Source organism: Pseudomonas sp. UMAB-08, assembly GCF_900095225.1.
In the GTDB taxonomy this organism is placed as follows: domain Bacteria; phylum Pseudomonadota; class Gammaproteobacteria; order Pseudomonadales; family Pseudomonadaceae; genus Aquipseudomonas.
On record NZ_LT607422.1, the window covers coordinates 12,794 to 38,890 of the forward strand.

Here is a 26,097-nt window from a genome sequence, read left to right on the forward strand (position 1 = left end):
ACACCTGTAGGAGCACGCTTGCCCGCGATAAGGTCGGCACGACCTTCAGGATGCAAGCGCGCGCCTACACGTTTTACGCCAGCTTCTCGAACTTCAAATCCCACACACCATGCCCGAGTCGCTCACCGCGACGTTCGAACTTGGTGATTGGCCGCTCGGTTGGGCGAGGCACGCATTTGCCGTCTTCGGCCTGGTTGCGATAGCCCGGCGCGACGTTCATCACTTCCAGCATGTACTCGGCATAGGGTTCCCAGTCGGTGGCCATGTGCAGAATGCCGCCTACCTTGAGCTTGCTGCGCACCAACTCGGCGAACTCTGGCTGAACGATGCGGCGTTTGTGGTGACGACTTTTGTGCCACGGGTCCGGGAAGAACAGCATCAAGCGGTCGAGGCTGTTGTCGGCGATGCAACGGTTGAGCACTTCGATGGCATCGCAATCGTAGACGCGCACATTGGTCAGCCCCTGGGTCAGCACGCCATTCAGCAGCGCGCCGACACCCGGGTAATGCACTTCGACGCCAATGAAATCGTGCTCGGGCGAGGCCGCCGCCATTTCCAGCAGCGAATGGCCCATGCCGAAGCCGATTTCCAGGGTACGTGGCGCAGAGCGACCGAATACCTGATCAAAGTCCACGGGCGCATCTGCCAGCGGCAGGACGAACAGCGGCCGGCCCTGATCGAGGCCGCGTTGCTGGCCTTCGGTCATACGTCCGGCGCGCATCACGAAACTCTTGATGCGACGGTGTTGGCGCTCTTCGCCCTGTTCGGGAACAGACGGCTCTTGGTTGGAAACGTGCGAATCAGTCATCAACGGGCTCTTACTTGATCAGACCATCCAGCGGCGAGGAGGCGCTGGCATAGAGTTTCTTTGGCATACGGCCAGCGAGGTACGCCAGACGACCGGCAACAATCGCGTGCTTCATGGCTTCGGCCATCATCACCGGATTTTGCGCGTGGGCGATGGCCGAGTTCATCAGCACCGCCTCACAGCCCAGTTCCATGGCAATGGTGGCATCGGAAGCCGTACCGACGCCCGCATCGACCAGAACCGGCACTTTGGCTTCTTCGAGGATGATCTGCAGGTTGTAGGGATTGCAGATACCCAGACCGGTGCCGATCAGACCTGCCAGCGGCATGACCGCGATGCAGCCGATTTCCGCCAGTTGGCGCGCAATAATCGGGTCATCGCTGGTGTAGACCATCACGTCGAAACCATCTTTGACCAGAATTTCGGCGGCCTTGAGGGTTTCGATCACGTTAGGGAACAGGGTTTTCTGGTCGGCCAGGACTTCCAGCTTGACCAGGTTTTTACCGTCGAGCAGCTCACGGGCCAGGCGGCAGGTGCGCACGGCTTCGATGGCATCGAAGCAACCGGCGGTGTTTGGCAGGATGGTGTAACGATCCGGCGGCAGGATGTCGAGCAGGTTCGGCTCACCCGGGTTCTGCCCAAGGTTGGTCCGACGCACGGCGACGGTGACAATCTCGGCACCCGAGGCTTCAATGGCCAGGCGCGTGGACTCCATGTCCGGGTACTTGCCCGTGCCAACCAGCAGGCGCGACTGGAAAGTACGACCGGCCAGAGTGAAAGGCTTGTCGGTGCGAACGTTGCTCATCGGAAATCCTCTTTAAGGTTGAGGTTCTTGCAGATTTGAATCGAAAGACTGACGACCCGCCAGATCGACTGAAGCGGCCTAGCCGCCACCGATGGCGTGCACCACTTCAACCTGATCGCCTTCGCGCAGGGCCGTGGAGACGTGCTGGCTGCGCGGGACAATATCCAGGTTGAGCTCGACCGCCACTCGACGCCCGGTCAGGTCCAGACGGATAAGCAACGCCGCGACGGTTTCACCGTCGGGCAGTTCAAAGGATTCACCGTTCAACTGAATGTGCATGCGATAAGCAGCCATCATTTTAAGGGCCAGCATTCTAGCCCGATCATTACGTATGACCAAGGCAAAGCCACGCCATTCGTCTCAAGTGGAGCCCAAGGGGCAGGCTCGTAATACGTCAGACCGTGCCCAGGCGCCATGCTGCCACGCCCAGCAACAGCCAGCCCGCCAGGAAGGCCAGCCCACCAAACGGGGTAATGATCCCAAGCCGGGTGACACCCGTCAGGGTCAACAGGTACAGGCTGCCGGAGAACAATACAATACCAACGACAAACGAGATGCCCGCCCACGTCATCAAACGGCCAGGGATCTGCACGGCAAGCAATGCAACGGCCAATAAGGCCAAGGTGTGGACCAACTGGTACATCACGCCTGTATGGAAAATCGCCAGATACTCCGCGCTCAGGCGGTCTTTCAGGCCGTGAGCGGCAAACGCGCCAAGGGCTACGCCGGTAAAACCGAAAAAGGCAGCAAGCATCAAGAAGCCACGAAACATCTCAAACTCCAGTCAACGATCATTCGATTGCACAGGGTCTGTATAATGGCCCGCTCAACTGCTCCGGCCAAGCCATCTCTTATGCTGCGTTTCCTCTTCAACCGTGTCGTCAAAGCCCTGTTCTGGTTCGCAGCGGCCAGCGTTGTGCTGGTATTGGTCTTTCGTTGGGTGCCGCCACCCGGCACCGCGCTGATGGTCGAGCGCAAGATCGAATCCTGGACCGACGGCCAGCCTATCGACCTGCAACGCACCTGGCAGCCCTGGGACAAAATCTCCAACGATCTGAAAGTGGCGGTGATCGCGGGTGAAGACCAGAAATTCGCCGAGCACTGGGGTTTCGATGTCGATGCGATTCAGGCGGCGCTGGCCCATAACGAACTCGGCGGCTCGGTACGCGGCGCCAGTACGCTGAGCCAGCAGGTATCGAAGAACCTGTTCCTGTGGTCGGGCCGTAGCTGGCTGCGCAAAGGGCTGGAGGCCTGGTTCACCGGGTTGATCGAGGTGTTCTGGTCCAAGCAGCGGATTCTTGAGGTTTACCTCAACAGCGTCGAGTGGGACGACGGCGTGTTTGGCGCCGAAGCGGCTGCGCGGCATCACTTCGGTGTGAGCGCTGGCGGGCTGTCGATGCAACAGGCCAGCTACCTCGCCGCCGTGCTGCCCAATCCCCGCCAGTGGAGTGCCAGCCACCCCAGCAGCTACGTGGCGCGCCGTGCCGGCTGGATTCGCCAGCAGATGCGTCAGTTGGGCGGGGATGAGTATCTGGTGGGGTTGAACCACAGCCGGAAGTTTTGATTCAGAATCATTGATATCCGGACTGACGCCTTCGCGGCTTATCTGACACAACAAAAAACGCCCCGATCACATGGTCGGGGCGTTTTTGTGTGTCGAGCAGCTGTTTACGCGGCGATCGACAGTTTCAGCTTGTTCATCGCGCTTTTTTCAAGCTGACGAATACGCTCGGCGGAGACGTTGTACTTCTGCGCCAGGTCATGCAGCGTGGCCTTCTCTTCAGACAACCAGCGCTGATAAAGAATGTCACGGCTACGATCATCGAGCACGTCCAGCGCCTGGTGCAGATTGGCGGTGGAGTTATCGGTCCAGTCGGAATCTTCCAACTGCCGTGCCGGGTCGTAACGGTGGTCTTCCAGATAATTGGCAGGCGACTGGAACGCGCTGTCGTCGTCCGCTTCGGCAGCCGGATCGAATGCCATGTCGTGGCCGGTCAGGCGGCTTTCCATTTCGCGTACTTCGCGCGGCTCTACGCCAAGGCTTTCCGCCACGCGATGGACTTCTTCATTGTTCAGCCAGGCCAGACGTTTTTTCTGGCTGCGCAGATTGAAGAACAGCTTGCGCTGCGCCTTGGTCGTGGCGACTTTGACGATGCGCCAGTTGCGCAGAATGAATTCATGAATTTCAGCTTTGATCCAGTGCACGGCGAACGACACCAGGCGCACACCCATTTCCGGGTTGAAGCGCTTGACGGCCTTCATCAGGCCAACGTTGCCTTCCTGGATCAGGTCAGCCTGTGCCAGGCCATAACCGGAATAACTGCGTGCGATATGCACCACAAAACGCAGGTGGGCGAGCACCATCTGCCGAGCCGCCCCTAGATCCTGCTCATAATAGAGACTCTCGGCCAGTTCACGCTCCTGCTCGGGCGTCAGCAAGGGAATGCTGTTGACCGTGTGCACGTAGGCCTCCAGGTTTGCGCCTGGGGCCGCTAATGCATAAACAGGTTGCAAAGAAGTGGTCATACGAAAAAAACCTCCGACTCACATAACTCGTGCAGTTCAGCACTGCGAAATTGACCGGGAACCAATAGACAAGTTCCCTAAACCGCTGAAAGCGTCAATATTAAAAATTAATTCTAACGAGGCGCCAGCTCTCTCAAGTGGCGTGCTACTGCAATCCAAGCACCGATATACCCTAACAATACCGCTCCAAGCAAGAGCGAAAAGCCATCAGCCAGCGGCACACCCGCCAAAGAGAAGTCGCTCCCGTACAGACCCGCCAACCCAACCACGGCATCGTTGAGCCAGTCTAGACCAAAAGCGAGCACACCCCAGGACAGAAAACCGGCCCCCAGGCCATACAGTGCGCCCATATACAGAAAAGGCCGTCGCACGTAGGCGTCAGTGCCGCCGACCAGTTTGATCACTTCGATCTCGACGCGGCGGTTCTCGATGTGCAGACGTATCGTGTTACCAATTACCAGCAGCAGCGCGAGCACCAGCAAGACGGTCAGACCAAAAACAAACCGGTCGCCCAGTTTGAGAATCGCCGCCAGACGTTCGACCCATACCAGATCGAGCTGAGCCTGCTGCACCTTCGGCAGCTCTGCCAAACGCGTGCGCAGCGCTTCCAAAGCGGGTTTATCGACTTCATTCGGCGTCACCAGCACAACGCCCGGAAGCGGGTTCTGTGGCAATTCCTTCAACGCTTCGCCCAGCCCGGATTGCTGCTGAAACTCAACCAGCGCCTGATCCTTGCTGATGTATTCGGCCTCCGCCACGCCGGGCATCCGCTGGATCTGCTCGCGCAGGGCGCTGCCCTCACTGGCACTGGCGTCCAGCTCCAGGTAAAGCGAAATCTGCGCTGCACGCTGCCACGAACCGCCTAAACGCTCGACGTTGTTCAACAGCAGCGACAAGCCCATGGGCAGGCTCAAGGCGATGGCCATTACCAGGCAGGTAAAGAAGCTGCCAATCGGCTGTTTGCCCAAACGGCGCACGCTGTCGAGCACGCTGGAGCGGTGTGCTTCCAGCCAGGCATGCAGCAAGGTGCCGAAGTCCGGACCGTCATCGTCGTCACGAGGCTTTTTCTTTTTCTGCGGTTGCGGTTCGGCCGCCTTGGGGGCGACGCGCTCCGACACTTTAGGGCTGCGTGTGGCGCTCATACGGCCTCCCCGTCGCCGATCAAGCGGCCACGCTGGAGCGTCAGCATGCGATGGCGCATGCGCGCAATCAACGCCAGGTCATGGCTGGCGATCAGCACACTGGTGCCTAAACGATTGATGTCTTCGAATACACCCATGATTTCCGCTGCCAGACGTGGGTCCAGGTTACCGGTCGGTTCATCCGCCAGCAGTAACGCCGGACGGTGGACGATGGCCCGAGCGATGCCGACCCGCTGTTGTTGGCCTGTGGATAAGTCACCGGGGTACAGATCGGTTTTGTCCGAGAGCGCCACGCGCTCCAGGGCCGAGTCGACGCGCTTGGTGATTTCCGCCTTGGACAACCCAAGAATCTGCAGTGGCAAGGCGATGTTGTTGAACACCGTGCGGTCGAACAGTAGCTGGTGATTCTGGAACACTACGCCTATCTGACGACGCAGGAACGGGATTTGCGAGGTGCTGATCTGGCCCAGATCCTGACCGGCCAGCAACAATTTGCCGGTGGTCGGGCGCTCCATGGCCAGGAGCAAGCGCAACAGGGTACTTTTACCGGCGCCAGAATGGCCGGTAACAAACAAAAACTCGCCACGACGCACTCGAAAGCTCAGCTCATGCAAGCCGACGTGTCCGTTCGGATAGCGTTTACCGACCTGTTCGAAACGAATCATGTGCGCTCCCGCTCGGCGAACAGAGCTTGAACAAAGGGTTCAGCTTCAAAGGTACGCAAATCGTCGATGCCTTCACCCACGCCGATATACCGAATCGGCAGGCCAAACTGCTTGGCCAGGGCGAAGATCACGCCGCCTTTAGCGGTACCGTCGAGTTTGGTCAGGGCCAGACCGGTCAAGGTCACGGTCTGATTGAACTGTTTAGCCTGATTGATCGCGTTCTGCCCGGTGCCAGCGTCCAGCACCAATAACACTTCATGCGGCGCATCGGCGTCGAGCTTGCTGATAACCCGGCGAACTTTTTTCAGTTCTTCCATCAGGTTGTCTTTGGTGTGGAGCCGACCCGCGGTGTCCGCGATCAGCACATCAATGCCGCGAGCCTTGGCCGCCTGCACCGCATCAAAGATCACCGAAGCCGAATCCGCGCCGGTGTGCTGGGCGATGACCGGAATGTGATTGCGCTCACCCCAGACCTGTAACTGCTCCACCGCCGCCGCGCGGAAGGTGTCGCCTGCGGCGAGCATGACTTTTTTACCTTCGAGCTGGAGCTTCTTCGCCAGCTTGCCGATGGTCGTGGTTTTGCCTGCGCCATTGACGCCCACCACCAGAATCACGAACGGCTTGTTCTGCCCAGTGATGACCAATGGCTTCTCGACGGGCTTGAGCAAGGCCGTCAGTTCAGCCTGCAACGACTTATAGAGTGCGTCGCTGTCGGTCAGTTGCTTGCGCGCGACCTTCTGGGTCAGGCTTTGAATAATCACCGAGGTCGCGTCGACGCCCACATCGGCGGTCAGCAGCCGGGTTTCGATCTCTTCGAGCAGGTCATCGTCGATCAGCTTCTTGCCGAGGAACAGACTGGCCATGCCCTCGCCCAGACTGGCGCTGGTTTTCGACAAGCCTTGCTTGAGACGAGCGAAAAAGCCGGCTTTACTGGCTTCTGCCGCTGCCGGGGTGACCGGAGCGGGCACGGGAGCAGGAGCAACTTCAGCCACTCGCGCGACCGGCTGGGGTACAGGTACTACAACAGGAACAGGCGCTGGCGCGACAATCGGCTCAGGGGTAATCCGTTCAGGAACAACCACCGGCGCAACCACAACAGCCTGATCAGGTACGACCACAGGCGCCAGCTCGGCAGGCATCGGCGGCACAACCGGCACGCTGTGCACCGGAATCGGCGGCGTCACGTGAGGCTCAAGCTCATCGATCAGCGCCACGGACTCTTCGGCCACCGGTAATATCAGCCAAGGCTGAGACTCTGGAGCCGATTGCGGCGCGCGTTGTGGCTCAACAGCGACCGACGCATGGTCGATGACCACCTCAGGCGCTACTGTGGGTAGGATTTGTGGCTGCTCGGCAACGGTTTCCTGCGGCTTCTTGCGCAGCCATCCGAACAGGCCTTTTTTCTCTGCAGCCGGAGCTGGGGTCTTCTTGTCGTCGTTGGAACCAAACATGGAGGACGGCTATCTCAAGGTAGCGACGCGCCAAAGCGGCGCCTCAGGAAAATTCTGTCAATGCAAAACAGACTGCTTTTGACCCGGCTTGTTCACCCGCGGCCCCGAAATTGTAGGCGTTCACCGGTACAAAAACGTCATTTCAACCCGTTTCAACCGTGCCAGACCAGAACCAATAGTTCACGTAACAGTTCTAGCCGTGGCCGCCGGCCACACGGACCCGTATCCTAACCCCCCCGCGCCCGCCGACGCTAAGTTCAAGCAGGCCGCCTAACAGGTTCAAAACGAATGAATGCTCTAGCCCGCCGCGCCGCAGGCCTGCTGCTCAGCACAGTGTGTCTGCCACTGTCAGCATTGGCTGCAGACCCGCAACCTACTCACGAATTCACCCTGGACAATGGCCTGAAAATCATCGTCCGCGAAGACCATCGCGCGCCCGTGGTGGTTTCGCAAGTCTGGTACAAAGTCGGCTCCAGCTATGAAACCCCTGGCCAGACCGGTTTGTCCCACGCCCTCGAACACATGATGTTCAAAGGCAGCAAAAACGTGGGGCCGGGCCAGGCCTCGCTGATTCTGCGTGATCTGGGCGCTGAAGAAAACGCGTTCACCAGCGACGATTACACCGCGTATTACCAGGTGTTGGCCCGTGATCGCCTGGGAGTAGCCTTCGAGCTGGAAGCCGATCGCATGGCCAGCCTGCTTCTGCCCCCTGAAGAATTCAGCCGCGAAATTGAAGTCATCAAGGAAGAACGCCGCCTGCGCACTGACGACAAGCCCAGCGCCAAAGCCTATGAGCGCTTCCAGGCCATGGCCTACCCCGCCAGCGGTTACCACACGCCGACCATCGGCTGGATGGCAGACCTGGACCGGATGAAGGTTGAAGAGCTGCGTCATTGGTACGAAGCCTGGTACGTGCCGAACAACGCCACATTGGTGGTAGTCGGCGATGTACAGCCCGACGACGTAAAAGCCCTGGCGCAACGTTATTTCGGGCCAATCCCGCGACGCGACGTGCCACCGTCGAAAGCCCCGCTGGAACTGGCTGAGCCGGGCGAACGCAAAATCACCCTGCACGTACAGACTCAATTGCCGAGCCTTATGTACGGTTTCAACGTGCCAAGCCTGTCTACCGCTGCCGATCCACGCTCGGTCAATGCACTGCGCCTGATTTCCGCCCTGCTCGACGGCGGCTACAGCGCACGCATTCCGACCCGTCTGGAGCGAGGCGAAGAGCTGGTTTCAGGCGCCTCGTCGAGCTACGACGCCTACAGCCGTGGCGATAGCCTGTTCATGCTCAGCGCAACCCCTAACACGCAGAAGAAAAAAACCCTGGCCGATGTTGAAGCCGGTATCTGGCGCCTGTTGAATGAGCTGAAAACCAAGCCACCGTCCAATGAAGAGCTGGAACGGGTTCGGGCGCAAGTGATTGCTGGCCTGGTCTACCAGCGTGATTCGATTACCAGCCAGGCCAGCACGATCGGCGAGCTAGAAACCGTCGGCTTGTCGTGGAAACTGATGGACGAAGAACTGGAGGCGCTTAAAAGCGTGACCCCGGCCGATATCCAGAAAGCCGCCCGCACCTATTTCATCCGCGAACGTCTCAGCGTTGCGCACGTTTTGCCCGAGGAGACTGCACATGAGTGAGCAAAAGGGTCCACGTTATGGGCTACTCGGCCTGGGAGCTCTGGGGCTGGTGGTCATGCTTGGCGCCTTTATCGCCCCCCAGGCCGAGGCTGAAAGCATCGCACCTGACAGCACCACGCTGAAGGACACCGTCCAGGCACTCCCTGACAACAACCTGCAATCGCTCAAAGAGCTCGACGGCAAGCCGCCCGCGCGGCGCACCTTGAACATCCAGACCTGGAAAACCGCCGAAGGCGCCAAGGTGATGTTCGTCGAAGCGCGTGAATTGCCCATGTTCAACTTGCGCCTGACCTACGCCGCAGGCAGCAGTCAGGATCAAAGCACCCCCGGCATCGCCGTGCTGACCAACGCCATGCTCAATGAAGGCGTGGCCGGCAAGAATGTTGGCGCCATCGCCGAAGGCTTTGAAGGCTTGGGCGCTGACTTCAGCAACGGCGCTTACCGCGACATGGCCGTGACCTCCCTGCGCAGCCTGAGCGCCGTGGATAAGCGCGAGCCGGCGCTGAAGCTATTTGCCCAAGTCGTCGGTAAACCGACGTTCCCTGCCGATTCACTGGCGCGGATCAAGAACCAGTTGCTGGCTGGCTTCGAATACCAGAAACAAAACCCCGGCAAACTCGCGGGCAATGAGCTGTTCAAGCGTCTCTATGGCGACCACCCTTACGCGCACCCGAGCGAAGGGACGGCCAAAAGCATTTCACCTATCAGCATCGCGCAGCTCAAGGCCTTCCACGCCAAAGCCTATGCCGCAGGCAATGCGGTGATCGCATTGGTCGGCGACCTGTCCCGATCCGAAGCAGAAGCGATTGCTGCCCAGGTTTCCGCTGCCCTGCCCAAAGGCCCGGCGCTGCCGAAAATCGAACAACCGGTCGATCCCAAAGCCGGTGAAACCCACATCGAGTTCGCGTCCAAGCAGACGCACTTGATGCTCGCGCAACTGGGGATCGAGCGTAACGACCCGGATTACGTCGCGCTGACACTCGGCAACTCGGTACTCGGCGGTGGCGGCTTCGGCAGTCGCTTAATGACGGAAGTGCGGGAAAAACGTGGCCTGACCTATGGCGTTTCTTCGGGCTTCACCCCAATGCAGGTGCCCGGCCCGTTCATGATCGCCCTGCAAACCCGCGCCGAACTCAGCGAAAACACCTTGAAGCTGGTGCAAGACATCGTGCGTGACTTCCTCGTCACAGGCCCGACCCAGAAAGAACTCGACGACGCCAAGCGTGAATTGTCCGGCAGCTTCCCGCTGTCCACGGCCAGCAACGCTGATATCGTTGGCCAGCTAGGTGCGATTGGTTTCTACGACCTGCCGCTGACGTACCTCGAAGATTTTATGCAACAGGCGCAAAGCGTGACGGTCGAGCAAGTCAAAGCGGCCATGAACAAGCACTTGAGCGCGGATAAGATGGTGATCGTCACCGCAGGCCCGACGGTGCCGCAAAAGCCGTTGCCACCCCCTACTGATAAACCTACTCAGCAACCTCTCGGGGTCCCGGAGCACTAATGGCCAATCCAAGACCAAAGGGCCATAACGGCCTGGGTCAACTACGCATCATCGGTGGCGAATGGGGCAGCCGTCGCCTGACCTTCCCTGACGCTCCAGGCCTGCGTCCAACGCCGGACCGCGTGCGCGAAACGCTGTTTAACTGGCTGGCGACGCACATCGAAGGCGCGCGCGTACTCGACGTGTTCACCGGCAGCGGCGCGCTTTACCTGGAAGCCCTGTCACGCGGCGCAGGCATGGCCCTGGCGCTGGACAACAACGCCGAGGCCCTCGCCAGCCTGCGACGGAACCTGGACATGCTCGGGTGCACGGTGGGTCAGGTATCACATACCGACAGCCTGCGTTATCTGGAAACCCAGACGCCTGCCCAGTTCGATCTGGTCTTTCTCGACCCGCCCTTCCACCAGAACCTGCTGCCTGCCGCCTGCGCCCTTCTTGAAGCGCGTCAATGGCTGGCGGAAAGTGCCTGGATTTACACCGAAAGCGAAATCTCGCCGTCGTCTGTCGGCTTGCCAGGCAACTGGCGCCTGCACCGGGAGAAGAAAGCCGGGCAGGTGTATTACGCGCTGTGGCAGCGGAGTACCGAGGTAGACGCCTGATCGCGGTGCCAGCATATGCATTCACTCCCGCAGAACCCGCAAGGTCTGCGTGGGGTGGATTCATTGACGAAGGCGTCATGAGTGACACGCAGCAGGCTTCAACCCCTACCGCTGACGAAAAACTCCGGCACGCCTGTCCGCAGTTGTGGCAACGTAGTGTTTATGCAGTAAACGTGAATTGCCGACGAGTTCGAACGTGCCTATCCAACTTGCTACGAACACGCTTCCAGACCCGTTCATCCCCGCTTTAGGACTGGCTAACCCGCACCTGCAAACGCTATGGGGACCCCTGTGGCGAAAAAAAGCAAAGCTTGAACGCCAGCGTGAACGTATCTGGTTGGCCGACGGCGACTTTCTGGATCTGGACTGGCACGGCCCGCATGAGGCAGACACGCCTTTGGTGCTGGTGCTGCACGGTCTGACCGGCTCATCAAACTCGCCCTATGTGGTGGGTTTGCAGCAGGCTTTGGCCTTTCAGGGGTGGGCCAGCGTGGCGTTGAACTGGCGGGGTTGCTCTGGCGAACCCAATCTTTTACCGCGCAGCTACCACTCCGGCGCCAGCGAAGACCTCGCCAGCGTCATTGCCCATCTGCGCACCTTGCGACCGCTGGCACCGCTATATGCAGTGGGCTATTCGCTGGGCGGCAATGTGTTGCTCAAGCACTTGGGCGAAGTGGGCAGCAACAGCTCGCTGCAAGGAGCGGTTGCCGTGTCGGTGCCCTTCCGTCTGGACCAGTGTGCCGACCGCATTGGCCAGGGCTTCTCCAAGGTGTACCAGGCGCATTTTATGCGTGAGATGTTGGTGTACATCAAAGACAAACAGCGGCGCTTTCAGCACGAAGGACTCAGCGAAGGCCTGGCGGAACTGGCGGCACTCGGCTCGCTAGAGAACATGCGCACCTTCTGGGATTTCGATGGCCGGGTCACCGCGCCCCTGAATGGTTTTGCCGACGCCGAGGATTATTACCGTCGCGCTTCCAGCCGGTACTTCCTGGGTGAGATTCGTACGCCCACGCTGATCATCCACGCCGCCGACGATCCTTTTGTATTCCCCCACAGCCTGCCAGAAGCCGACGAGCTGTCGCCCAGCACCCACTTCGAGCTGCAAGCACGAGGCGGCCACGTCGGGTTCGTTGACGGGTCGCTGAAAAACCCGAGCTACTACCTGGAGCGGCGCATTCCACTGTGGCTGAGCACCGCCCATCGTTCGGCCACCCCGTTGAAGTGAATGACAGACGTCGGCGACATTGCACAATCCTTCAAGACAGTCTCTCCCTGACTATTTAAGATGCGGGCTCAAGGAGAGACTCATGTCCCGCTATCAGCTTTATACCCGTGGCATACGCGACAGCGTGCCCATGTTGGTCGGCATCGCACCCTTCGGCATTATTTTCGGCACGCTGGCAGGCGCTGGCGGTTTGTCGTTGTGGCAAGCGCTCGGCATGTCGATGTTCGTGTACGCCGGTTCCGCGCAATTTATCGTCGTCAGCCTGATGGGCGCTGGCGCCAGTGCGGTGGTGATTCTGCTGACCACCTTTATCGTCAATCTGCGTCACGTGCTGTACAGCGCCACGCTGCAACCCCAGGTGAGCGCGCTGCCTCAACGCTGGCGGGTGTTGCTGGCGTTCTGGCTGACCGACGAGACGTTCGCCGTGGTTCAGCGCTTTTATATCGTGCACGGGCGTTCGCCGCTTGGGCATTGGTATTGGGTCGGCGTCGCCAGTGCGCTGTATGCCTGCTGGGTGAGCAGTTCGGTGGTGGGCGTGCTGTTTGGCCAAGCGGTGCCTGATCTGGCGGGCTGGGGGCTGGAATTCGCCATGCTCGCGACCTTTATCGGAATCGTCGTGCCTTTACTGCGCAATCAACCGCAAATCGCGGCGGCACTCGCCGCTGGCGCGGTGGCCTTGATGACGCACACCTGGCCTTACAAACTGGGCCTGATGGCGGCGGCATTCAGCGGGATCGCCGTAGGCGTTTTGCTTGAGCGGCGACGCTCTGGCGCCCGCGACGAAGCGTCAAGCCACGAGGTGCGCTCATGAGTTACTGGTGGCTGATTGGCGGCATGACCGCTATCACGTTCCTGATGCGCTACAGCCTGTTCGCCTGGCCGCATTTGCGCTTTCCGCCCGTGGTACGCCAAGGGCTGCACTATGTGCCGACGGCCGTGCTGACCGCGATTGTGGTACCGGGCATGCTGCTGCCCGATGGCGAGCATTGGCAATTAAATCCCAGCAACGCCTACTTGCTGGCGGGCCTCGCAGCCATCGCCATCGCCGCCTTCAGCCGCAACTTGCTGGCGACCATTGGCGGCGGCTTGCTGGTGTTCTTTCTGCTGCGCTGGGCGCTGGGGCAGATTTAGTTCTAAAAATCGCCAGCGCGGGCAAGCGCGCTCCTACAGGTCAGGGCCCGGTAGCGATGGCGCGCTTCGGATCGGTAATCCATTCGCTCCACGATCCGGCGTACAGCGAACCCAGTGGATACCCCGCCAGGCACAGCGCGAACAGGTTATGGCAGGCCGTGACGCCTGAGCCGCAGTAGGCCACCAGATCATCTGGCGAACGATTACCCAACACTGCCGCAAAGCGTTGCTTGAGCTGGTCTGCTGGCAGAAAACGGCCGTCGGCACCCAGGTTTTCGTTGAACGCAACACACTGCGCACCCGGAATATGGCCGGCGACCGGATCGATCGGCTCCACTTCACCACGGAAACGCGGTGCGGCGCGGGCATCGAGCAGCGTCATGTCTGGCTGGCCCAGACGCGCTTGCAACGCCTGGGCACTGAGCAGCAACGAATCATCCGGCTTACCGGTGAACGTCCCTTTCTTGTTTTGCGGCGCATCCAGACTCAACGGCAAACCCGCCGCATGCCAGGCCTTGAGGCCGCCATCCAGCAAGTACACGCCGTCACGCTTGCCCAGCCACGCCAGCAACCACCATCCGCGAGCAGCAAACGCGCCGGGACCGTCGTCGTACAGCACAACATCGCTGTCCTGGCTGATGCCCCACTCCTGCAATCGCTGAATCAGCACGTCCGGCTTTGGCAAAGGATGACGGCCTGTGACGCCCTTGATCACCTTGTCACTGAAATCACGCTCCAGATCAGCGAACCTCGCGCCCGCGATATGCCCTTCGGCATAACTGCGCTGGCCATAGTCAAGGTCTTCGAGGGCGAAGCGACAATCGAGAATCACCAGCCCCGGTTGCTGTTGGCGAGCGGCCAGTTGTTCCGGGCTGATCAGTTGCGCAATGGGCATGGCAGGTTCCTGTGAGAAAAATTCAGATCAATGTTATGACAAAAAAAACGTCAGGGCGTTTCCTCTAATGCCCGCCCCAACGGCACATAAAACTCTTCACACAGCGCATTCACCGCGTCCCGTGCCTCTGGCGTGACGTAACCCATCTCCAGCATCAGCACTTGGTACACGCCTCGGCGCATGGCTTCTTCACTGAGTCGCGTGGCGTCTTCGCGCGTGGTGCACAAAAACCGCACCCACGACGTAAGGATAATCCACACATTGAGGGTCAACGACTCAATCTGCACCTTGTCCATGCGCAAGATACCGGCCTCGACGAAGCCGCTGTAGATGGCCATGCCCTGAATCAGGCAGTGCTGGGAAAACCGTCGGTAACGCGCAGCCAGTTCTGGATCGGCGTCGAGCAGGTGCTCCAGATCGCGATGCAGGAAACGGTAGCGCCACATGCCGTCGAGCAGCTCCATCAAATAGAAACGCTTGTCCTCGACACTCGGCAGACGCCCCTTGGGCGGACGCAAAAAGCTGTCCACAAGGGCTTCGTACTCGGTAAACAGCTCGGCGATGATCGCCTGCTTATTGGGGAAGTGGTAATACAGATTGCCTGGCGACATTTCCATGTGTGCAGCAATGTGATTGGTGCTGACGCTGCGCTCGCCCTGCTCATTGAACAGCTCCAGGCTGTTTTGCACGATGCGTTCGCGGGTTTTGATGCGTGGTGCCATGGTTCAGCTCGACCGCTTAAACGTGTGGAGAATATGCCGCATCTTAGCGCAGGCGATGTCGGGTATCCCGCCTTCGCGCAGTTCAATTTGACTTTATAGAGCAATGACTCTAAAAACATAGCATAACGCTAATACGAGCCACGACCATGCCCGCCGAAATCGCCTATCAGCAAGAGTCCGAGCAAGCCTTCAATGAGCTTGAGCAACTGTTCAACAGCCAGCGTAAGGCCTTCGCGGCCAACCCGATGCCGCTCGCCGGGCAGCGTCTGCAATGGCTCAAGACCTTGCGCACGCTATTAAGCGATGAGCGGCAGGCGCTGGTCGACGCCATCAACAGCGATTTTAGCCACCGCAGCGCCGATGAAACCCTGCTGGCTGAGTTGATGCCAAGCCTGTTGGGCATCCAGTACGCCAGCAAGCATCTGAAAAAATGGATGAAGCCTTCGCGGCGACACGTTGGCATGGCGTTTCAACCGGCGTCGGCCAAAGTGATCTATCAACCACTGGGCGTGGTCGGGGTGATCGTGCCGTGGAATTACCCGCTATTTCTTGCCATCGGCCCGCTGGTCGGCGCGCTGTCTGCGGGTAACCGGGTGATGCTCAAGCTCAGCGAATCGACGCCAACCACCGGCCAGTTGCTCAAGCGCCTGTTCGCCCAAGTGTTCCCTGAAGACTTGGTTACGGTTGTGCTGGGTGAAGCCGAGGTCGGCATGGCCTTCTCGAAACTGCCTTTTGATCATTTATTGTTCACCGGCGCCACCAGCATCGGTAAGCACGTGATGCGCGCCGCTGCCGAGAACCTGACCCCGGTCACCCTGGAGCTGGGCGGAAAATCCCCGGCCATCGTTTCACACGATGTGCCGCTCGAGGACGCCGCCGAACGCATCGCTTTCGGTAAAACCCTGAACGCCGGACAAACCTGCGTCGCGCCCGACTACGTGTTAGTGCCCGAAGACCGGGTAGACGGGTTTGTCGACGCCTACCGAAAAGCGGTGCAGAAGTTTTATCCGACGCTGATCGACAACCCGGACTACACCGCGATCATCAACGACCGACAGTTGGCCCGACTCAATCGCTACCTCGACGACGCCAGCAGCAAAGGCGCGCGGGTGATTCCGCTGTTCGAGCAGGGCCAGGGACGGCGCATGCCGTTCAGTCTGCTGCTCAACGTCAGCGACGACATGACCGTGATGCAGGACGAAATCTTCGGCCCGCTGCTGCCCATTGTTCCCTACGGCCGCATTGATCAGGCGTTTGCCTACATCAATCAGCGCCCGCGCCCATTGGCGTTGTACTACTTCGGCTACAACAAGGCCGAGCAGCAGCGCGTACTGGAGCAGACCCACTCCGGCGGCGTGTGCCTGAACGACACGCTGATGCATGTTGCCCAGGACGACATGCCTTTCGGCGGCGTCGGCCCTTCCGGCATGGGCCACTACCATGGCCATGAAGGCTTCCTGACCTTCAGCAAGGCCAAGGGTGTCTTCATCAAGCAGCGCTTCAATGCGGCCCGGTTGATCTATCCGCCGTACGGCAAGGCGATCCAGCGGCTGGTGTACAAACTGTTCATTCGCTAGCCCTGACTGACAACCGCCACCCAACAGATCCGTAAGAACAGGGCCATAAAAACAATGAACGACAGCCTGTCTGAAAGCCCCAACCTGTCACGTCGGGGCGTGCTGAAAATCGGCCTGTGTGCCGGCGCCTTTCTGTCCACTGCCGGGCTCGCGGCGAGCCTGAGCGGTTGCTCGGCCAGCATGCCTGCCAGCGGTTTTGCCGTGCTGCGCAGCAGTGATCTGCCATTCCTGCGCGCACTGATCCCGGTGATGCTCAAAGGCAGCCTGGGCAAGATTGCGCTATCGAACGCCATCGCGGGCACCCTGCAAAGCATCGACGCCAGCCTTGATCGACTGTCGCCGGAAATGCTCAAGCTGACGCAGCAACTGTTCGATGTCCTGGCGCTGCCGGTCACCCGCGGTCCGTTGACCGGTGTCTGGGGCGGCTGGGAAAACGCCAGCCCGCTGCAAATGACGGCCTTCCTCAATCGCTGGGAAAACAGCGCGTTGAGCCTGTTGCGCATGGGCCATGGCGCCTTGCTGAAGCTGGTGACGATGGCCTGGTACAGCCGGTCGGAGTCCTGGGCGCATTGCGGTTATCCCGGCCCGCCGACTGTTTGAGTCGCACACGTCCCACCCCCCAACAAAAATAAATAGATCGAGGCCCTATGCCGGTTCCTGATGTGTTTCGAGAAGGCCTTGCCCGTGGCTGGAAAACCTACAACGGCGCGCAATTGACCCAAGACCTGACGCTGGAGGCGGATGTCGCGATCATCGGCAGCGGCGCTGGCGGCGGCACCACGGCAGAAATCCTCAGCGCTGCCGGCTATAAGGTATTGCTGATCGAAGAAGGCCCGCTGAAAACCAGCAGCGACTTCAAGATGCTCGAAGATCAGGCTTATTCCAGCCTTTATCAGGAAGGCATCGGCCGCATGAGCAAGGACGGCGCAATTACCATCCTCCAGGGACGAGCCGTCGGCGGCACCACGCTGATCAACTGGACGTCGAGCTTTCGCACCCCCGAACCGACTCTGGAACACTGGGCCAAAGAACACGCGGTCAAAGGCCACAGCGCAGCCGAAATGGCGCCGTGGTTCGCCAAAATGGAACAGCGTCTGGGCGTTGCCCCGTGGGTCATGCCGCCCAACGCCAACAACGACGTGATCCGCAACGGTTGCGAGCAGTTGGGTTACAGCTGGAAAGTCATCCCGCGCAATGTGCGCGGTTGCTGGAACCTGGGTTATTGCGGCATGGGCTGCCCGACCAATGCCAAACAATCGATGCTGGTCACGACCATCCCCGCGGCTCTGGATAAGGGCGGCGAGCTGCTGTACCTGGCCCGCGCAGAACGGCTGGTGATCAAAGGCGACAAGGTTGTCGGCCTGCAATGCCTGGGTATGGATGAGCGCTGTGTGGCGCCCAACGGTCGCAGTATCACGGTCAAGGCAAAGCATTACGTACTGGCCGGTGGCGGTATCAACAGCCCAGCCTTACTGATGCGTTCCGACGCCCCGGACCCGGACAAGCGCGTGGGCAAGCGCACGTTTCTGCACCTGACGAGCTTTTCCGCAGCGTTGTTCGACCGGGTGATCAATCCGTTTTACGGCGCACCGCAGTCGATTTACTCCGACCATTTCCAATGGACCGACGGTACCACCGGGCAGATGTCTTACAAACTCGAAGTACCGCCCCTGCAACCGGCGCTGGCCAGCACCTTGCTCGGCGGCTTCGGTCAGGAAAACGCAGCGCGCATGGCCCAGTTGCCTAACACCCACATGATGCTGGCCCTGATGCGTGACGGTTTTCACCCTGGCAGCCCGGGCGGCAGCGTGGAACTGCGCGGCGACGGCTCGCCAGTGCTCGATTATCAGGTGTCGTCTTACGCCTGGGATGGCATTCGCCGGGCTTATCACAGCATGGCCGAGATCCAGTTTGCTGGCGGGGCCAAGGCGGTGATGCCGGTACATGAAGACGCTGGCTACGTGAAAAGCCTGGCCGAGGCGCGATCAGTCATCGACGGTTTGAGCCTGGAAACGTACCGCACCCGACTGGGCAGCGCCCATGTGATGGGCGGTTGTGCCATGGGTGAAGAGCCAAAAACTGCGGTGTGCGACAGCCTTGGCCGGCATCATCAGGTGAGCAATCTGTCGATCCATGACGGCTCCTTATTTCCCACCAGCATCGGTGCCAACCCGCAACTGTCGGTCTATGGACTGACCGCGCAACTGGCGACTTTGCTGGGTGAGAGACTGAAGTCTGCTTAGATGCGGAGCACTGGCAGATGCTCTAAAAACCGGGGAAAACCCTCATTTGCGTAGGCAATAGCACCCCTGCTATCCATCAGCCGACTTGGCCCACCGGGATTGCTGCGCTACCATCCGAGTCCCCAACGGACTCCGACCAGGACGACGCGATGAACCGAGTGTTGTACCCAGGCACCTTCGACCCTATCACCAAGGGCCATGGCGATCTGGTCGAACGCGCCTCGCGCCTGTTCGACCAAGTGGTCATCGCCGTCGCTGCCAGCCCGAAGAAAAACCCGCTGTTTCCCCTGGAACAGCGCGTGGCGCTGGCCCGAGAGGTCACTAAACACCTGCCCAATGTCGAAGTGGTAGGTTTCTCCACCTTGCTGGCGCACTTCGCCAAAGAGCAGAACGCCAACGTGTTCCTGCGCGGGTTGCGGGCGGTATCGGATTTCGAATACGAGTTCCAGCTGGCCAACATGAACCGCCAATTGGCCCCAGACGTGGAAAGCCTGTTCCTTACTCCGTCCGAGCGTTATTCGTTCATTTCCTCAACGCTGGTCCGTGAAATTGCGGCACTGGGCGGCGATATCACCAAGTTTGTACACCCGGCAGTGGCTGAGGCATTGACCGAACGGTTCAAACGCTAAGGTGCATCGAACGGACTAATGCGGCACAATTCGCCGCATTAGTTTTCATATGCCCCGGCGCTGACCGTGGCAGGAGTGCTTCATGTCCCTGATCATCACCGACGACTGCATCAATTGCGACGTCTGCGAACCCGAGTGCCCGAACGAAGCGATTTCTCAAGGTGAGGAGATCTACGTGATCAATCCGAACCTGTGCACCGAATGCGTTGGCCATTACGACGAACCGCAGTGCCAGCAAGTCTGCCCCGTGGATTGCATCCCGCTGGATGAAACCCACGTCGAGAGCAAAGACGAGCTGATGGCCAAATACCTGATTTTGACCCACAAAGCCTAGCCCCTTCGACGCTCCTGCACTCGCCAGCCGGGCTGCACTGCCTGTCGACAAAAGCGAGTTCCGGATGACCCGTACGCTGAATCGTCTCCCCTCCCTGCTCGGCGCCCTGCTTTTGCTGTGCGCCCTTGCTGCTCAGGCCAAGGCACCGCAACAGGCCGCCGTCTCCAGCCCCCATCCGCAAGCCACAGCCGCCGGTCGGGAAATATTGTTCATCGGTGGCAATGCGTTCGACGCTGCCGTGGCGGTCAGTGCCGCGCTGGCGGTGGTCGAGCCTTACGCTTCAGGGCTGGGCGGTGGCGGGTTCTTCCTGCTGCGGCAAAGCGCTGAGCCGATTCGCTATCAGTTCCTTGATGCCCGCGAACGCGCACCCCTCCAGGCCAACCAGAACATGTATCGCCGCGACGGCAAGGTACAACCCACGCTGTCGCTCAACGGACCACTGGCCGCCGCCATCCCGGGCTTGCCAGCGGCGCTGGTCGAACTGGCCGAGCATTACGGCAAACTGCCGCTGAAAACCTCGCTGGCCCCGGCCATCCGCCTGGCGTATCAGGGGTTTGCCGTCGATCCCGTGTACCGGGAGCGCGCTGGCTGGCGTTTGTCCGCCTTGCGCGACGACCCGGAGAGCGCCCGGCTGTTTCTGCGCCACGGGGACATTCCGACGCTGGGCGAGATCATCAAACAACCGGAACTGGGGCTGACCCTTGATCGCCTTGGCGACAAGGGACGCGCCGGTTTCTACGAAGGCCTGACCGGTCAGGCGCTGGTCAGCGGGGTCAGGTCCGCTGGCGGCATCTGGACAGACGACGATCTGCAGCGCTATCGAGTGGTTGCCCGCGCGCCGCTACGCTTCCCGTTAGCGGATAACCGCGAGCTGATCAGCGCCCCGCCACCGTCCGCAGGCGGCATCGCGTTGGCCCAGAGCCTGACGATGTTGCAGCAGTTGCCGTGGCGTGAGGCCGACAAGGTGCAGCGTGCCCACTACGTGGTCGAAGTGCTGCGTCGGGCTTACCGCGACCGGGGCTTGCTGGGCGATCCGGATTTTGTCAGTAACCCATTGGCCCATGTGCTTGATCGCGACTATTTAAAGCAACTGGTCAGCAGCATCGACCCCCGCGACGCGACGCCCAGCGCCAGCCTGCCGCCTGCGCCTAAATGGCGTGAGGGCGATCACACCACTCATTTCGCCATTCTCGACAGAGATGGCAATGCGGTCGCTGCGACGCTTTCGGTGAATCTGCCGTTCGGCTCGGCCTTTAGCGTGCCCGGCACTGGCGTGATATTGAATAACGAAATGGACGACTTTGCTGCCGACCCGCAAGGCAGCAACGCTTACGGCCTGGCCGGCAGCCAGGCGAACGCCATCGCGGCGGGCAAGCGGCCGTTGTCGAGCATGAGCCCAAGCTTTATTGAAAGTCCGACCGAGTTCAGCGCCTTCGGCACACCGGGCGGCAGCCGTATTCCAAGCATGGTGCTGTTGGCGATCCTGCAATACCTGGACGGACAACCCGTTGCGACATGGCCTGCCGTGCCGCGCTATCACCACCAGTATTTGCCTGATGTTATCGAATACGAACCCGACGCCTTTTCTCCAGAGCAACTGACTGAGCTGCAAGCACGCGGCTACAGCCTCAAGGACACTAAGCGCGCCTATGGCAATCAGCAGGTGCTGTTCTGGAACAAGGACAACGCCAAGGTCGAAGCCGCGAGCGATCCTCGCGGGCTGGGGATTCCAGCAGTATTCGACCCGACAGTCAGGCAAGCCACGCCTTAGCGGTCATGGCGACGCCGGTTATTCGCGTTTGTTGTAGCCATCGCCCGTGCAACCCAGGCAGCGGACGAACGCCGACTTGCCAGGGTCCACCACCAACGCCTTGCCTGTGTCGCCAATGCCACCGCCAGTTGCGGTAAACGGCAGCGCCACCACGAACAGCACGGCACCCACCAGGGTTGCCGCGATCAGCAACGGCCGGGCAATCAACAGGTCGCCGATCATGGCGTAGGCCGGGGGCGCTTCGAGGGAGTAGGTTGGATCTCCGCTCCCGTGTGACTCAGCTTGAGCCTGTGCAGGCAGCACCTGCAATCCGAACAGCAAGGCCAAGGCAACAGCGAGGGTACGAAACGGACTCATGGCGTGATCCTTCAAGCTCAACGGTAGTAATGATCGTCACTATAAACAGCGGCGCTGGTTAAGCAAGGTTTGCAGCTGTCAGATGCCACTTCAGGCAGGCGCAGGCAAGCCCGCGCTTACAAGGTCTTTATGTCTGGCAACGCGGGCAGTACACGCTGGTACGTTGACCGAGTTTTACTTCGCGCAACTCAGTACCGCAGACCTTGCATGGCTGATTGCCGCGACCGTAAACGAACAGCTCCTGCTGAAAGTAGCCGGGTTGGCCATCGCCGCCGATAAAATCCTTGAGGGTGGTGCCGCCGCGCTCGATGGCGTGGATAAGAATCCGCTTGATCTCGATCGCCAGCTTCATATAACGCGCCCGGGAGATGCTCTTGGCCTCGCGACGCGGGTCGATACCCGCGGCAAACAAGGCTTCAGTCGCGTAAATATTGCCGACTCCGACCACCACCGCGTTGTCCATGATGAAGGGTTTGACCGCCATTGAGCGCCCACGGGAACGTTCGAACAAACGCTCCCCATCGAACAGATCGGTCAACGGCTCCGGCCCGAGACGAATCAGCAATTCGTGATTGAGCGGGTCGAGGCTCCAGAGCATTGCGCCAAAACGGCGCGGGTCGGTGTAGCGCAGGGCCATGCCCGACTCCAGCTCGATATCCACATGCTCATGCTTGGCCGCAGGCAATCCGGCTTCGACCAGACGCAAATTACCCGACATGCCCAAATGACTGATCAATGTCCCGACTTCGGCATTGATCAACAGGTACTTGGCGCGACGCGCCACCGATACAATCCGCTGCCCGGACAGGCGCACGTCCAGGTCCTCGGGGATCGGCCAGCGCAAACGCCGGTCACGAACGATCACGCGACTGACGCGCTGACCTTCCAGATACGGCGCGATGCCCCGGCGGGTAGTTTCGACTTCAGGTAATTCAGGCATTGGCGACCCGGACAAAGGAACGAGTGATCGGGCTAGCGGACGCCCAACTCGTGAATGGATTCTTTGAGGTTCTCAAAGTCGTAATCGGACAGCCCCACGTAATCCAGAATCAGATGACCGATGCTGTTCCACTCATGGTCTTCACCCTGATTGCCCAGCACCCGATGGGACGCACAGACATGTTCGGCCATTTTCAGGATCGCCAGCAAGTTCTTCAGTTGGCTGTTGTGACCCGACTCGTCCTGAAAGATTGCCAACGCATTGTGATGGTTGGCAATGGCGTTGCTGACATGCTCCGGCAAACGCCAGGACTTGGCGGTGAAATAACCGACCACCGCATGGTTGGTATTGAATGCATGGTTCTCTGTGTCCACCACACGACAGGTCGGGCTCGCCTTGGCGTAAGCGTCTTCCAGCACACTCATGTAGTTGGGGAAGCGCTTGAGCATCAGCGGAATACCACAGTCATGGAACAGCCCCAACGCATAGGCCTCGTCCACCGCTTGTGAGCCGGTGCGCTTGGCCAGCGTCAGGCTGGTCATCGCCACATCCTGCGCGGTGTCCCAGAAGCGGTTGAGGGTGACGATGGTTTCGTCGGTCATCTCGCCCTTGATCGACTGCGCGTTGATCAGGTTGATGATCGAGCCACTGCCCAGCAGATTTACCGCGCGCTCAATCGAGGCGATTTTATTGGTCAGGCCGTAATACGGTGAATTGACGATCTTCAACAATGCGCCGGACAAGCCCGGATCTTGTGCGATCAACCGGGCAATCGCCCCCAGATCCGGATCAGGCATGTATTGCTCCATCTGCAAGTCCACCATGATCTGCGGCTGAGGCGGCACACTGATGCCTTGCAAGGCCTGCTGAATCTGTTCGGTGGTTAGCGATTGGGACATAAGTACACACTCAGGACTAGGCGGCGATTTTAACCTCTGCGCGGGGGCATCCGACAACACTCAGAACGATGCAATAGACTCTGCCAGTGGTTTATTCCAGTGATCTGGGCCCCGAGCGTGGATGACGCGTTATAATCTCGCTCTTTTTTCCGGAGCGACGTCATGTCCCTGCCTAGCTTGCGCCTCAAAGCCAATGCCGACCGTCGCTTGCGCGCCGGCCACTTGTGGGTCTACAGCAACGAAATCGATGTAGCCGCCACCCCGCTCAACGGCTTTGCTGCGGGCGATCAAGCCATTCTGGAAGCCGCTGGCGGCAAGCCGTTGGGCATTGTGGCGATGAGCCCCAACAACCTGATCTGCGCACGCCTGCTGTCTCGCGACATCAAGGTGCCGCTGGATAAATCGTTGCTGGTACACCGCCTGAACGTAGCGCTGTCGTTGCGCGAACGCCTGTTCGACAAGCCTTATTACCGCTTGGTGTTTGGCGACTCCGACCTGCTGCCGGGTCTGGTGGTCGATCGTTTTGGCGACATCCTGGTGGTGCAACTGGCTTCCGCCACCATGGAAAACCATAAGGAAGACCTGCTCGCGGCCTTGATTCAAGTGATCAAGCCGAGTGGCATCCTGTTCAAGAACGACTCCGCCGCGCGCGATGCCGAAGGCCTCAACCGTTACGTCGAGACCGCCTTCGGCCTGGTGCCTGAGTGGGTTGCGCTGGAAGAAAACGGGGTGAAATTCGAAGCGCCGGTCATGGCCGGACAGAAAACCGGCTGGTTCTATGACCACCGCATGAACCGTGCGCGCATGGCACCGTACGTCAAAGGCAAGCGCGTCCTGGACCTGTTCAGCTACATCGGCGGCTGGGGCGTGCAAGCGGCCGCTTTCGGTGCCAGCGATGTCACCTGCGTCGACGCATCCTCTTTCGCGCTGGACGGCGTTGAACGTAACGCGGCGCTCAACGGTTTCACCGACAAAGTGGCGTGCATCGAAGGCGACGTGTTCGAAGCACTGAAGGAGCTGAAAAACGGCGAAGAGCGTTTCGACGTGATCGTTGCTGATCCGCCGGCCTTCATCAAACGCAAAAAAGACCTGAAAAACGGCGAAGGCGCTTACCGCCGTCTCAACGAACAGGCCATGCGCCTGCTCAGCAAAGACGGGATCCTGATCAGCGCCTCCTGTTCGATGCACCTGCCGGAGGACGATCTGCAAAACATCCTCCTGACCAGCGCCCGCCACCTGGACCGCAACATGCAGTTGCTGGAACGCGGCGGCCAAGGCCCGGACCACCCGGTGCACCCGGCAATTGCCGAAACGCGTTATATCAAGAGCATGACCTGCCGGTTGCTGCCGAACAGCTGATCACTGCTTCGCGGCCTATCGCGGGCAAGCCCGCTCCTACAGCAGGAGCGGGCTTGCCCGCGATAGCACCTTCACAGCCAAACAGCATCCCACAGCGGATAATCCCCTATCCTCGCTACCAGTCCGGCACGCACCGGGTTGGCAACGATATAGCGAGCAAACCTTTTCAGATCCTCTTCACGGCGCACAGCCTGGTCGTAATACCCCTTCTGCCATAGACAATCGCTGCGGCTCAGCGCTGCATTGACCGCCCTCGCACTTCTCGATTTGGTCCCTCGCATTAGATCAGGCAACGTCCCACTCTTCAGCTCGATCAACCAATGAAAATGGTCAGGCATGACCACCCATGCAAGCGAATCAGCCCAACCTTGATCCTGAGCGTCTCGAAATTCGCTCACCACTAATCGGCCTAACCGCCAATCTGCGAAGATAGATAACCGGTTATGAACGACCGAGGTAAGCAGATAAATGCGCCCGGTTTCCGAGAACCTTCCAACGCGCATTTGGTGACTACGATGTGAGTCAGGCATTCCATTGCCTCCTTCGTTGGGTCCTCTAAACCGAAGATTAGGTCAGTGCGTCTGCCTCCTCCCGCAAGACATTGACTCTGAATGTGTCTATTCGGACTACAACGCCCTCTAGGAGCAGGCTTGCCCGCGATTAAGGTCCGAACGACCTTCGGCATTCCTTCCTGGCGCCGCAGGTGTAGAATCTGCGCTATTCATCGCCAGTCATCCCCGGCGGGTTTATGAGCTCAGGCCGAGCGCGCGGCGATCCCGTGGCGTTATCGGTTCACCGCAGCATCCGGTCACTGCCGGGTGTTTGTGTCGTTAATAGAAGCTCTCCCCCCTTTCCTGATACCTGATTG

Annotated in this window: 28 protein-coding genes; 14 read left to right on the forward strand and 14 right to left on the reverse strand. The window is 59.8% G+C overall.

Annotated elements, in window-relative coordinates; genetic code table 11:
• Positions 1–73: 73 nt before the first annotated feature.
• From trmB to K0F75_RS15920, 4 genes are all read right to left on the reverse strand, one after another.
• On the reverse strand, positions 74–721 hold the full coding sequence (gene trmB, locus K0F75_RS15905) for a tRNA (guanosine(46)-N7)-methyltransferase TrmB (protein ID WP_219063095.1): 648 nt from the start codon (positions 719–721) through the stop codon (positions 74–76).
• Between the two features lie 97 nt (positions 722–818).
• Complete coding sequence (locus K0F75_RS15910) at positions 819–1,613, reverse strand: thiazole synthase (protein WP_219062850.1); 795 nt, start codon at positions 1,611–1,613, stop codon at positions 819–821.
• Positions 1,614–1,691: 78 nt separating this feature from the next.
• The gene (thiS, locus tag K0F75_RS15915) at positions 1,692–1,892 is read right to left on the reverse strand and encodes a sulfur carrier protein ThiS (RefSeq protein WP_219063096.1); all 201 of its coding nucleotides are present in this window, start codon (positions 1,890–1,892) and stop codon (positions 1,692–1,694) included.
• Positions 1,893–2,007: 115 nt separating this feature from the next.
• Complete coding sequence (locus tag K0F75_RS15920; protein ID WP_219062851.1) at positions 2,008–2,385, reverse strand: DUF423 domain-containing protein; 378 nt, start codon at positions 2,383–2,385, stop codon at positions 2,008–2,010.
• Between the two features lie 81 nt (positions 2,386–2,466).
• On the opposite strand from K0F75_RS15920, the gene mtgA reads away from it, so the two are divergent.
• Positions 2,467–3,177 (forward strand): monofunctional biosynthetic peptidoglycan transglycosylase, encoded by a 711-nt coding sequence (gene mtgA, locus K0F75_RS15925; protein WP_219062853.1) that lies wholly within the window; start codon positions 2,467–2,469, stop codon positions 3,175–3,177.
• Positions 3,178–3,281: 104 nt separating this feature from the next.
• On the opposite strand, the gene rpoH is transcribed toward mtgA, so the two are convergent.
• The 4 genes from rpoH to ftsY form a co-directional block, all read right to left on the reverse strand.
• A complete protein-coding gene (gene rpoH, locus K0F75_RS15930; RefSeq protein ID WP_219062854.1) occupies positions 3,282–4,139 on the reverse strand; it encodes an RNA polymerase sigma factor RpoH in 858 nt (285 codons plus the stop codon).
• A 113-nt stretch (positions 4,140–4,252) separates the two neighbouring features.
• On the reverse strand, positions 4,253–5,281 hold the full coding sequence (gene ftsX, locus K0F75_RS15935; RefSeq protein WP_219062855.1) for a permease-like cell division protein FtsX: 1,029 nt from the start codon (positions 5,279–5,281) through the stop codon (positions 4,253–4,255).
• Positions 5,278–5,946, reverse strand: a complete 669-nt coding sequence (ftsE, locus tag K0F75_RS15940) for a cell division ATP-binding protein FtsE (RefSeq protein ID WP_219062857.1) — start codon at positions 5,944–5,946, stop codon at positions 5,278–5,280. Before ftsE ends, ftsX begins: the two co-directional genes overlap by 4 nt.
• Positions 5,943–7,397, reverse strand: a complete 1,455-nt coding sequence (gene ftsY / locus K0F75_RS15945; RefSeq protein WP_219062858.1) for a signal recognition particle-docking protein FtsY — start codon at positions 7,395–7,397, stop codon at positions 5,943–5,945. Before ftsY ends, ftsE begins: the two co-directional genes overlap by 4 nt.
• A 288-nt stretch (positions 7,398–7,685) precedes the next feature.
• Between ftsY and K0F75_RS15950 the strand changes: the two genes are divergently transcribed.
• The 6 genes from K0F75_RS15950 to K0F75_RS15975 all read left to right on the forward strand — a co-directional run bounded on the left by K0F75_RS15950 (position 7,686) and on the right by K0F75_RS15975 (position 13,503).
• Positions 7,686–9,041: a pitrilysin family protein gene (locus K0F75_RS15950; RefSeq protein WP_219062859.1), complete on the forward strand. Its 1,356-nt coding sequence runs from the start codon at positions 7,686–7,688 to the stop codon at positions 9,039–9,041.
• The gene (locus tag K0F75_RS15955) at positions 9,034–10,545 is read left to right on the forward strand and encodes a pitrilysin family protein (protein ID WP_219062861.1); all 1,512 of its coding nucleotides are present in this window, start codon (positions 9,034–9,036) and stop codon (positions 10,543–10,545) included. The genes K0F75_RS15950 and K0F75_RS15955 overlap by 8 nt, the downstream gene beginning before the upstream one ends.
• Entirely contained in the window at positions 10,545–11,144 is a 600-nt protein-coding gene (gene rsmD, locus K0F75_RS15960; protein WP_219062863.1) for a 16S rRNA (guanine(966)-N(2))-methyltransferase RsmD, read from the forward strand. Before K0F75_RS15955 ends, rsmD begins: the two co-directional genes overlap by 1 nt.
• A 196-nt stretch (positions 11,145–11,340) precedes the next feature.
• The gene (locus K0F75_RS15965; protein WP_219062864.1) at positions 11,341–12,372 is read left to right on the forward strand and encodes a hydrolase; all 1,032 of its coding nucleotides are present in this window, start codon (positions 11,341–11,343) and stop codon (positions 12,370–12,372) included.
• Positions 12,373–12,454: 82 nt separating this feature from the next.
• On the forward strand, positions 12,455–13,183 hold the full coding sequence (locus tag K0F75_RS15970; RefSeq protein ID WP_219062866.1) for an AzlC family ABC transporter permease: 729 nt from the start codon (positions 12,455–12,457) through the stop codon (positions 13,181–13,183).
• The gene (locus K0F75_RS15975) at positions 13,180–13,503 is read left to right on the forward strand and encodes an AzlD domain-containing protein (protein ID WP_219062867.1); all 324 of its coding nucleotides are present in this window, start codon (positions 13,180–13,182) and stop codon (positions 13,501–13,503) included. Before K0F75_RS15970 ends, K0F75_RS15975 begins: the two co-directional genes overlap by 4 nt.
• A 40-nt stretch (positions 13,504–13,543) precedes the next feature.
• Here the strand turns inward: K0F75_RS15975 and K0F75_RS15980 are convergent, their stop codons facing one another.
• Positions 13,544–14,398, reverse strand: a complete 855-nt coding sequence (locus K0F75_RS15980; protein ID WP_219062869.1) for a sulfurtransferase — start codon at positions 14,396–14,398, stop codon at positions 13,544–13,546.
• 50 nt (positions 14,399–14,448) lie between these two features.
• Positions 14,449–15,120 carry a TetR/AcrR family transcriptional regulator gene (locus K0F75_RS15985; RefSeq protein WP_219062870.1) on the reverse strand — a complete coding sequence of 224 codons (672 nt, stop codon included), beginning with the start codon at positions 15,118–15,120 and terminating at the stop codon, positions 14,449–14,451.
• Positions 15,121–15,266: 146 nt separating this feature from the next.
• On the opposite strand from K0F75_RS15985, the gene K0F75_RS15990 reads away from it, so the two are divergent.
• The 6 genes from K0F75_RS15990 (at position 15,267) to ggt (ending at position 21,674) form a co-directional block, all read left to right on the forward strand.
• Positions 15,267–16,697 (forward strand): coniferyl aldehyde dehydrogenase, encoded by a 1,431-nt coding sequence (locus K0F75_RS15990; protein ID WP_219062872.1) that lies wholly within the window; start codon positions 15,267–15,269, stop codon positions 16,695–16,697.
• A gap of 54 nt (positions 16,698–16,751) precedes the next feature.
• On the forward strand, positions 16,752–17,297 hold the full coding sequence (locus tag K0F75_RS15995; RefSeq protein WP_219062873.1) for a twin-arginine translocation pathway signal protein: 546 nt from the start codon (positions 16,752–16,754) through the stop codon (positions 17,295–17,297).
• A 47-nt stretch (positions 17,298–17,344) separates the two neighbouring features.
• Positions 17,345–18,940 carry a GMC family oxidoreductase gene (locus tag K0F75_RS16000; RefSeq protein WP_219062875.1) on the forward strand — a complete coding sequence of 532 codons (1,596 nt, stop codon included), beginning with the start codon at positions 17,345–17,347 and terminating at the stop codon, positions 18,938–18,940.
• A 149-nt stretch (positions 18,941–19,089) separates the two neighbouring features.
• On the forward strand, positions 19,090–19,569 hold the full coding sequence (coaD, locus tag K0F75_RS16005; RefSeq protein ID WP_219062876.1) for a pantetheine-phosphate adenylyltransferase: 480 nt from the start codon (positions 19,090–19,092) through the stop codon (positions 19,567–19,569).
• A gap of 82 nt (positions 19,570–19,651) precedes the next feature.
• On the forward strand, positions 19,652–19,903 hold the full coding sequence (locus tag K0F75_RS16010; protein ID WP_219062877.1) for a YfhL family 4Fe-4S dicluster ferredoxin: 252 nt from the start codon (positions 19,652–19,654) through the stop codon (positions 19,901–19,903).
• Between the two features lie 64 nt (positions 19,904–19,967).
• Positions 19,968–21,674 (forward strand): gamma-glutamyltransferase, encoded by a 1,707-nt coding sequence (gene ggt, locus K0F75_RS16015; protein ID WP_219062878.1) that lies wholly within the window; start codon positions 19,968–19,970, stop codon positions 21,672–21,674.
• An 18-nt stretch (positions 21,675–21,692) separates the two neighbouring features.
• On the opposite strand, the gene K0F75_RS16020 is transcribed toward ggt, so the two are convergent.
• The 3 genes from K0F75_RS16020 to K0F75_RS16030 all read right to left on the reverse strand — a co-directional run bounded on the left by K0F75_RS16020 (position 21,693) and on the right by K0F75_RS16030 (position 23,816).
• On the reverse strand, positions 21,693–22,031 hold the full coding sequence (locus K0F75_RS16020; RefSeq protein ID WP_219062879.1) for a multidrug transporter: 339 nt from the start codon (positions 22,029–22,031) through the stop codon (positions 21,693–21,695).
• Positions 22,032–22,158: 127 nt separating this feature from the next.
• Positions 22,159–22,971, reverse strand: a complete 813-nt coding sequence (gene mutM, locus K0F75_RS16025; RefSeq protein ID WP_219062880.1) for a bifunctional DNA-formamidopyrimidine glycosylase/DNA-(apurinic or apyrimidinic site) lyase — start codon at positions 22,969–22,971, stop codon at positions 22,159–22,161.
• 32 nt (positions 22,972–23,003) lie between these two features.
• On the reverse strand, positions 23,004–23,816 hold the full coding sequence (locus K0F75_RS16030; protein WP_219063097.1) for an HDOD domain-containing protein: 813 nt from the start codon (positions 23,814–23,816) through the stop codon (positions 23,004–23,006).
• Between the two features lie 216 nt (positions 23,817–24,032).
• On the opposite strand from K0F75_RS16030, the gene K0F75_RS16035 reads away from it, so the two are divergent.
• The gene (locus tag K0F75_RS16035; protein WP_219062881.1) at positions 24,033–25,229 is read left to right on the forward strand and encodes a class I SAM-dependent rRNA methyltransferase; all 1,197 of its coding nucleotides are present in this window, start codon (positions 24,033–24,035) and stop codon (positions 25,227–25,229) included.
• A gap of 71 nt (positions 25,230–25,300) precedes the next feature.
• On the opposite strand, the gene K0F75_RS16040 is transcribed toward K0F75_RS16035, so the two are convergent.
• On the reverse strand, positions 25,301–25,759 hold the full coding sequence (locus K0F75_RS16040; protein ID WP_219062882.1) for a transposase: 459 nt from the start codon (positions 25,757–25,759) through the stop codon (positions 25,301–25,303).
• Positions 25,760–26,097 lie beyond the last annotated feature (338 nt).

Excerpts from the sequence above, each read along its gene's own strand:
- trmB (WP_219063095.1), bottom strand. The coding sequence starts at position 721 with ATGCGCGCCGGACGTATGACCGAAGGCCAGCAACGCGGCCTCGATCAG.
- K0F75_RS15910 (WP_219062850.1), bottom strand. The coding sequence starts at position 1,613 with ATGAGCAACGTTCGCACCGACAAGCCTTTCACTCTGGCCGGTCGTACT.
- thiS (WP_219063096.1), bottom strand. The coding sequence starts at position 1,892 with ATGCACATTCAGTTGAACGGTGAATCCTTTGAACTGCCCGACGGTGAA.
- K0F75_RS15920 (WP_219062851.1), bottom strand. The coding sequence starts at position 2,385 with ATGTTTCGTGGCTTCTTGATGCTTGCTGCCTTTTTCGGTTTTACCGGC.
- mtgA (WP_219062853.1), top strand. The coding sequence starts at position 2,467 with ATGCTGCGTTTCCTCTTCAACCGTGTCGTCAAAGCCCTGTTCTGGTTC.
- rpoH (WP_219062854.1), bottom strand. The coding sequence starts at position 4,139 with ATGACCACTTCTTTGCAACCTGTTTATGCATTAGCGGCCCCAGGCGCA.
- ftsX (WP_219062855.1), bottom strand. The coding sequence starts at position 5,281 with ATGAGCGCCACACGCAGCCCTAAAGTGTCGGAGCGCGTCGCCCCCAAG.
- ftsE (WP_219062857.1), bottom strand. The coding sequence starts at position 5,946 with ATGATTCGTTTCGAACAGGTCGGTAAACGCTATCCGAACGGACACGTC.
- ftsY (WP_219062858.1), bottom strand. The coding sequence starts at position 7,397 with ATGTTTGGTTCCAACGACGACAAGAAGACCCCAGCTCCGGCTGCAGAG.
- K0F75_RS15950 (WP_219062859.1), top strand. The coding sequence starts at position 7,686 with ATGAATGCTCTAGCCCGCCGCGCCGCAGGCCTGCTGCTCAGCACAGTG.
- K0F75_RS15955 (WP_219062861.1), top strand. The coding sequence starts at position 9,034 with ATGAGTGAGCAAAAGGGTCCACGTTATGGGCTACTCGGCCTGGGAGCT.
- rsmD (WP_219062863.1), top strand. The coding sequence starts at position 10,545 with ATGGCCAATCCAAGACCAAAGGGCCATAACGGCCTGGGTCAACTACGC.
- K0F75_RS15970 (WP_219062866.1), top strand. The coding sequence starts at position 12,455 with ATGTCCCGCTATCAGCTTTATACCCGTGGCATACGCGACAGCGTGCCC.
- K0F75_RS15975 (WP_219062867.1), top strand. The coding sequence starts at position 13,180 with ATGAGTTACTGGTGGCTGATTGGCGGCATGACCGCTATCACGTTCCTG.
- K0F75_RS15980 (WP_219062869.1), bottom strand. The coding sequence starts at position 14,398 with ATGCCCATTGCGCAACTGATCAGCCCGGAACAACTGGCCGCTCGCCAA.
- K0F75_RS15985 (WP_219062870.1), bottom strand. The coding sequence starts at position 15,120 with ATGGCACCACGCATCAAAACCCGCGAACGCATCGTGCAAAACAGCCTG.
- K0F75_RS15990 (WP_219062872.1), top strand. The coding sequence starts at position 15,267 with ATGCCCGCCGAAATCGCCTATCAGCAAGAGTCCGAGCAAGCCTTCAAT.
- K0F75_RS15995 (WP_219062873.1), top strand. The coding sequence starts at position 16,752 with ATGAACGACAGCCTGTCTGAAAGCCCCAACCTGTCACGTCGGGGCGTG.
- K0F75_RS16000 (WP_219062875.1), top strand. The coding sequence starts at position 17,345 with ATGCCGGTTCCTGATGTGTTTCGAGAAGGCCTTGCCCGTGGCTGGAAA.
- coaD (WP_219062876.1), top strand. The coding sequence starts at position 19,090 with ATGAACCGAGTGTTGTACCCAGGCACCTTCGACCCTATCACCAAGGGC.
- K0F75_RS16010 (WP_219062877.1), top strand. The coding sequence starts at position 19,652 with ATGTCCCTGATCATCACCGACGACTGCATCAATTGCGACGTCTGCGAA.
- ggt (WP_219062878.1), top strand. The coding sequence starts at position 19,968 with ATGACCCGTACGCTGAATCGTCTCCCCTCCCTGCTCGGCGCCCTGCTT.
- K0F75_RS16020 (WP_219062879.1), bottom strand. The coding sequence starts at position 22,031 with ATGAGTCCGTTTCGTACCCTCGCTGTTGCCTTGGCCTTGCTGTTCGGA.
- mutM (WP_219062880.1), bottom strand. The coding sequence starts at position 22,971 with ATGCCTGAATTACCTGAAGTCGAAACTACCCGCCGGGGCATCGCGCCG.
- K0F75_RS16035 (WP_219062881.1), top strand. The coding sequence starts at position 24,033 with ATGTCCCTGCCTAGCTTGCGCCTCAAAGCCAATGCCGACCGTCGCTTG.
- K0F75_RS16040 (WP_219062882.1), bottom strand. The coding sequence starts at position 25,759 with ATGCCTGACTCACATCGTAGTCACCAAATGCGCGTTGGAAGGTTCTCG.